Raw genomic sequence first — 7,036 nt, forward strand, 5'->3', positions numbered from 1 at the left:
ATCGTAAATAGTTTAAAAGCCTCAAGTAATTAGTTTTATGGTCTCCCCTTGTCCTGCATGGTCATATTAAAATTAATTGAAGTTGTTTGGTACTCCTTAAAAGGATAAATAGTCAGTTATATTTAAAGTAGCTATCAAATGAATGGAATGGTCCCATACATTTTCCTATACCTTCTCAGGTTATATTAATACTGTACAAATACTAAAGCGGATTCATTTGTAATATGATGTTCACCTTTGAATGCTTTAACTTTCCTTATAATTACGGTAAAATATAGAGGAATATCTCGAAAAGATATAAAAGATCGGAAAAATGAGGTGTATTTGTGAGAAATACAAAAACGATGACAGAAGGAGCCATAATGGCTGCTATCGTTACGATCCTATTACTTCTCACTCTTTATGTCCCACTTGTGAATTCGATTGTAATGTGGCATTGCCATTACCGTTTGTTGTATTTACGTATCGTAGAGGATTGAAAGCTGGAACAATTTTGTTATTTGTTTCTTCCATTTTAGGCTTTATACTTGGAGGTGGCTTATTAGCATTAATTCCAGCTTTTATGTTTGGAACAGCTGGTATGGTACTTGGTGAGATTCACCGAAGAGGATTAAGTGGGTTTGCTGGATTGCTTGGTACATCTTTAGCATATATCGTACATATTTTGCTAATTTTCGTTGGAATGACAATGTTAGTTGGGCAAAATCCAATGCAATTAGCTGCAGATCTAACTAGAGAACAGATGGATTTTGTTGAACGGACGTTAGGTGGAATGGGAGAAGGAAATACGGAGCTAATAAATGAATCTTTGGATGCATTATTATATTTAGCCCCTGTAGTAATTGTTGGCTCTGCTTTGATGCTTGCTATTGTTACAGTACTCCTTAGCTACGTTGTATTAAAAAGGTTAGGACACGATGTGAATAAACTGCCGCCATTTCGTAAATGGGCGTTTCCTAAAAGCTTTTTATGGTATTACTTAGTCGTGTTAATAGTAGCATTAATCGGGGTGGAAGAAGGGACAACACTATTTACGATCGTACAAAATCTAATCATGCTATTAGGCTTTGTTTTGACGATTCAAGGTTTTGCCTTTATATTTTATTATTGTCACTACAAAAAAGTACCTATTGCTCTTCCAATTATTATCGTTGTAGCATCATTTATTCTTTTACCGTTCATGGAGATCATTCGAATTATTGGAATTATCGATTTAGGCTTTGAATTGCGTAAACGCATAGGCCAAGATAATAGGAGCTGACGATATGCCAAACTATTTATTAAATCGCTGGCACGGTTATCATGTCATTGCTCTCTTTATCATTGCGACGGCTTTTGTTGCTGCTTTGACATGGTATAATTGGAAGATAGGAGTAATAGGCCTTCTTATACTAGCTGTTTTGCTTGTGTTCACCATTCAAGCACAGCTTGCCTTTAAACGAGAGTTCGGAGAGTATATAGCGACTATATCTTCTCGTGTTTCAAAGGCTAGCGAAGCTGCTGTTCAAAAGCTGCCTATCGATGGTGCTTTATAATGACGAGCATATCATACAATGGTTAATCCGTTTATGACTACGACATTTAATGAAAAATGGATTGAGCGTCCTATAGGTGAAATTAGTGAAGAGCTTGAGAGCTGGTTAGAAGAGGAGACAACTGAAGGTCTTCTCCGTATAGGTGAGGCGATTTATCAAGTAACGATCGAAGCGAATGAACGAATGATCTATTTTATGGATGTGACAGATCAGGAAGAGGCATTTGATAAATTTCACCAGTCAAAAACAGTTTTGGCGATGCTCTATTTAGATAATTATGATGAAGTCATGCAAGGAATTGATGATCAAGTACGTGGACGTATGATGAGCATTGTGACAAAGACGTTAAACGAATGGGCCGATTATTATGGTGTATATTTACGAAGAACATCAGTGGATCGGTTTATTGCGGTCATGCATGCTTATGCATTAAAGGAAATGGAAGAGAGCCGTTTTGAAATAATAGATCACATTCGTGAGGAGACGGCTAAAGAGAAAATCGCGATTACACTTAGTATCGGGGTAGGAACAGATGAAGATGATTTACGTGAGCTAGGGAAAATTGCTCAATCAAGCTTAGATCTAGCTCTCGGACGTGGTGGTGACCAGGTAGCGATAAAACGCAAAAATGGGCGTGTCCGTTTTATGGTGGGAAGTCGAATGCGATGGAAAAACGAACACGAGTTAGAGCGAGGGTCATTTCCCATGCATTACGTGACTTTGTAAAAGAAAGTGATAAAGTACTAATAATGGGTCATAAAAACCCTGACATGGATGCGATCGGTGCAGCAATTGGTGTTCAGAAGCTAGCTGAGGTTAATGAAAAAGAAGGCTTTATTGTGTTAGATCCCGACGACATTAACTACACAGTACAGAAGCTGATGGAGGAAATAGAGGAGCATGATTATTTGTGGTCTCATTTTATTACTCCAGAGGAAGCGAAGGATCGAATTACGCAAGAAACGTTATTAATTATAGTCGATACGCATCGGCCGTCTTTAGTAATCGAGCCTGAATTATTACAGAAAGTTGAACGAATTATTGTGTTAGATCATCATCGCCGTGGTGAAGAGTTTATTGAAGATCCAGTACTAGTTTATATGGAGCCATATGCTTCATCAACAGCTGAGCTTGTAACGGAGTTGCTAGAATATCAACCGAATCGCTTGCAGATGGATCGCCTTGAGGCTACTGCTTTACTTGCAGGCATTATAGTCGATACAAAGAGCTTCGCAGTAAGAACAGGGGCAAGAACGTTTGATGCAGCATCCTTCCTTCGTTCAAACGGTGCCGATACAACGCTCGTTCAAAAGCTTTTGAAGGAAGATTTAGATCAATTCGTGGAGCGTTCTAAACTGATAAAGAATGCAGAAACGTATCGTGAAGGCTTTGCGATTGCAACAGCGAGCGAAACGAAATCATATAGTCAAATTATTATCGCTCAAGCTGCAGATACGTTATTATCAATGAAAGGTGTAACAGCATCTTTTGTCATATCAAAACGTGAAGATGACTGTATTAGTATAAGTGCACGATCGCTAGGAGATGTCAATGTCCAAATTATAATGGAATCATTAAATGGGGGAGGACATTTGACAAATGCTGCTACACAGCTTAGAGATATTACGGTCTTTGAAGCAAAGGAGAAGCTTCAAGAAGCGATTGATCACTATTTAGAAGGAGGTCAATAATCGATGAAAGTGATTTTTTAGAGGATGTTAAGGGGAAAGGGAGAAAAGGCGAGACGAAAAATGTTTCTGAAGGGTATGCTAGAAATTACCTTATTCCCAATAACCTTGCTGTTGAAGCAACGACAGGAAATATGAAGAATTTAGAAGCACAACAGAAGAGCAAGCAAAAGAAGGCTGACGAGGAACTAGAAGCTGCTCAAGCTTATAAGGAAGAATTAGAAGCATTAACGGTTGAAATTAAGGCAAAGGCGGGAGAAGGTGGCCGACTGTTCGGTGCAGTTTCCACGAAGCAAATTGCTGAAACGTTGAAAAAGATGAAGAAGAAAGTCGATAAACGGAAGATCTTGCTAGATGATCCGATTCGTTCATTAGGCTATACGAATGTTCCAATTAAAATACATCAAGAGGTTGTTGCAACGGTTAAAGTTCACGTTGTTGCAGAATAATTGAAAGCAGTAAAATGATGAGAGGGTGTCTCAAAAGGCAAAAGAAGACCTTTTGAGATGCCCTCTTTCAAAGAAATAGATAAGGAAGGCGGCTTTGGTATGAGTGATTTATTTGCAGATCGAACACCACCACAAAATATTGAAGCGGAACAAGCGGTCTTAGGAGCCATTTTTTATCTGCTGATGCTCTCGTTACCGCTTCTGAACAACTCATTCCTGAAGATTTCTACCGGGCCTCTCATCAACGAATCTATCAAGTGATGCTAGAGTTATCTGAAAAGGATGAACCGGTTGATTTAGTAACAGTTACGTCAGAATTGCAAGATCGGAAATGGCTTGATGAAATAGGCGGGATTGCCTATTTAAGCGATCTAGCAAATGCTGTACCGACAGCTGCTAATATTGACTACTATACGAGAATTGTAGAAGAAAAATCAGTTTTACGAAGACTTATTAAAGTATCGACCTCGATCGCCGCTGATGGGTATGCGAGTGAAGAAGAAGTCGATACGATATTAGCAGAGGCAGAAAAAACGATATTAGAGGTTTCGCAGCGGAAAAATACGAGTTCCTTTATTTCCATCAAAGACGTTCTGATTGAAACATATGATAAAATCGAAAAGCTACAAAATTTAAAAAGGTGATATCACTGGGATTCCAACTGGATTTCAGGAGTTGGACCGCATGACAGCAGGATTCCAGCGCAATGATTTGATCATTGTAGCGGCACGTCCGTCTGTCGGTAAGACGGCTTTTGCTTTGAACATTTCGCAAAATGTGGCGACGTCAACAGGAGAAAATGTGGCGATCTTTAGTTTAGAGATGGGAGCTAGCCAGCTTGTTCAACGGATGCTCTGTGCAGAAGGAAACATTGATGCACAGCGAATGAGAACAGGGGCGTTAAATGCTGAAGATTGGAACAAGCTCGCCATGGCGATGGGAAGCTTAGCGAAAGCGGGCATTTATATTGATGATACGCCAGGTGTGAAGGTGAATGATATTCGTGCGAAATGCCGACGATTGAAGCAGGAGCAAGGACTCGGGATGATTATGATCGATTATTTGCAGCTCATTCAAGGTAGTGGAAAAAGCGGGGAAAATCGTCAGCAGGAAGTATCGGAAATTTCTCGTACGTTAAAGCAAATTGCTCGTGAACTCGAAGTTCCTGTTATTGCCCTATCACAGCTTTCACGTGGGGTAGAATCAAGACAGGATAAGCGTCCGATGATGTCTGATATTCGTGAATCGGGAAGTATTGAGCAGGATGCCGATATCGTCGCTTTCTTATATCGCGACGATTATTATGATAAAGAATCAGAAAATCAGAATATCATCGAAATTATTATCGCAAAGCAGCGGAATGGTCCTGTTGGAACAGTGGAGCTCGCTTTTGTGAAGGAGTTTAATAAATTCGTTAATTTAGATCGTAGACATGATGAAAGTAGTATGCCACCTGGTGCGTAGAGGGGCGACCTTAGAGAAAATTCCATTTCTAAGGTCGCCTTTTTTCCATTTTCCCGAGGAAACATCCAGTACAGTCGAACGAAAATATGAATAAATTATACAAATGTTCGTGTTTACATTGACGCTATTGTAAGTAGTTGGTATACTAATCAGTGGCTTTGGAAAACTATACTTACTATAGGCTAATGCGGAGGTGCATGTCATGTCATCAGTTGTTGTTGTAGGAACACAATGGGTGATGAAGGGAAAGGGAAGATTACCGATTACCTTTCAGAACGAGCGGAGGTTGTAGCCCGATATCAAGGGGGAAACAACGCAGGACATACGATTGTATTTAGTGGTGTGAAATATAAGCTGCACTTAATTCCTTCTGGTATTTTTTATAAAGATAAGATTTGTGTCATTGGGAATGGAATGGTAATTGATCCAAAAGCAATCGTTGAGGAGCTTGCTTACTTACATGAACGTAATGTTGATACGAGCAATTTGCGTATTAGTAACCGTGCCCATGTGATTCTTCCTTACCATTTAAAGCTTGATATTGTTGAAGAAGAACGAAAAGGAGCCAATAAAATCGGGACAACGAAAAAAGGAATTGGCCCAGCCTACATGGACAAGGCTGCACGTATTGGAATCCGTATTGCTGATTTATTAGATAAAGAAGTGTTTGAAGAAAAATTAGAACGTATTTTAGAAGAAAAGAATCGTCTTTTCGAAAAATATTATGAGGTTGAAGGCTTTACGAAGGAAGAAATTTTAGAAGAGTATTATGATTACGGCCAACAAATTGCCAAGTATGTGTGTGATACGTCAGTTGTTTTAAACGATGCTTTAGATGAAGGTCGCAGGGTGCTGTTTGAAGGTGCACAAGGAGTAATGCTTGATATTGACCAAGGAACGTACCCATTCGTAACGTCCTCTAACCCGATTGCTGGTGGTGTAACGATTGGGTCAGGCGTAGGTCCGGCGAAAATTACGAAGGCGGTTGGTGTATCAAAGGCGTATACAACACGTGTTGGTGATGGTCCGTTCCCAACCGAGCTTCATGATGAAATTGGTGATCAAATTCGTGAGGTTGGAAATGAGTATGGTACGACAACAGGTCGTCCACGTCGTGTTGGCTGGTTTGATAGCGTAGTAGTACGTCATGCTCGTCGTGTAAGTGGCTTAACGGATCTGTCGTTAAATTCTATTGATGTCTTAACAGGGATTAAAACGTTAAAGATTTGTACAGCTTATAAATATCGCGGTGAAATCATTGAGGAATTCCCAGCAAGCTTGAAGGTTCTAGCTGAGTGTGAACCTGTTTATGAAGAATTACCTGGTTGGGATGAGGATATTACTGCTGTGAAATCATTAGATGAGTTACCAGTGAATGCTCGTCATTATATTGAACGTGTGTCACAATTAACTGGTATTCCTTTAACGATTTTCTCTGTCGGACCAGACCGTGATCAAACGAATTTAGTGCGTGGTGTGTTTGCCTAATTTGTAGTGAGCAAGTGTACAGTGTTTTGTGTGCACTTGCTTAATTCAGTTCAATATTTAATGATTAATTATTTTTGAAAAAGTAGTTGCATGTCACATTCATGTGTGATATTATAAATCTTGTCGTCAAGAGTACAGGCTCTTGAAAAGCAATAACAAGAGCCATTAGCTCAGTTGGTAGAGCATCTGACTTTTAATCAGAGGGTCGAAGGTTCGAGTCCTTCATGGCTCACCATTTTTAATAAAGTGGCCCGTTGGTCAAGCGGTTAAGACACCGCCCTTTCACGGCGGTAACACGGGTTCGAATCCCGTACGGGTCACCACTTTATTGGTCCGGTAGTTCAGTTGGTTAGAATGCCTGCCTGTCACGCAGGAGGTCGCGGGTTCGAGTCCCGTCCGGACCGCCAGTTTT

The 7,036-nt window shown here is 40.1% G+C and carries 3 protein-coding genes, 3 tRNA genes and 3 pseudogenes; all 9 read left to right on the plus strand.

Annotated features, from left to right (window positions below):
- The first annotated feature begins 326 nt into the window (after window positions 1–326).
- Window positions 327–479: a hypothetical protein gene (locus JCM19034_RS22465; protein ID WP_197276449.1), complete on the plus strand. Its 153-nt coding sequence runs from the start codon at window positions 327–329 to the stop codon at window positions 477–479.
- Window positions 431–1,261 (plus strand): YybS family protein, encoded by an 831-nt coding sequence (locus tag JCM19034_RS18140; protein ID WP_197276450.1) that lies wholly within the window; start codon window positions 431–433, stop codon window positions 1,259–1,261. The genes JCM19034_RS22465 and JCM19034_RS18140 overlap by 49 nt, the downstream gene beginning before the upstream one ends.
- Before the next feature lie 4 nt (window positions 1,262–1,265).
- A pseudogene (locus JCM19034_RS18145) lies at window positions 1,266–3,226 on the plus strand (DHH family phosphoesterase).
- Window positions 3,226–3,672 (plus strand): 50S ribosomal protein L9, encoded by a 447-nt coding sequence (gene rplI, locus JCM19034_RS18150; RefSeq protein WP_062051992.1) that lies wholly within the window; start codon window positions 3,226–3,228, stop codon window positions 3,670–3,672. The pseudogene JCM19034_RS18145 and the gene rplI overlap by 1 nt, the downstream one beginning before the upstream one ends.
- 99 nt (window positions 3,673–3,771) lie before the next feature.
- Window positions 3,772–5,136: pseudogene (dnaB, locus tag JCM19034_RS18155) on the plus strand (replicative DNA helicase).
- A gap of 202 nt (window positions 5,137–5,338) precedes the next feature.
- Window positions 5,339–6,624: pseudogene (locus JCM19034_RS18160) on the plus strand (adenylosuccinate synthase).
- Window positions 6,625–6,783: 159 nt separating this feature from the next.
- Window positions 6,784–6,859, plus strand: a tRNA-Lys gene (locus JCM19034_RS18165).
- 13 nt (window positions 6,860–6,872) lie between these two features.
- Window positions 6,873–6,947 (plus strand) — tRNA-Glu (locus JCM19034_RS18170).
- A 7-nt stretch (window positions 6,948–6,954) separates the two neighbouring features.
- Window positions 6,955–7,031 (plus strand) — tRNA-Asp (locus tag JCM19034_RS18175).
- Window positions 7,032–7,036: the final 5 nt, after the last annotated feature.

It is taken from the genome of Bacillus sp. JCM 19034 (assembly GCF_001310635.1).
GTDB lineage: Bacteria > Bacillota > Bacilli > Bacillales > Bacillaceae_D > Halalkalibacter.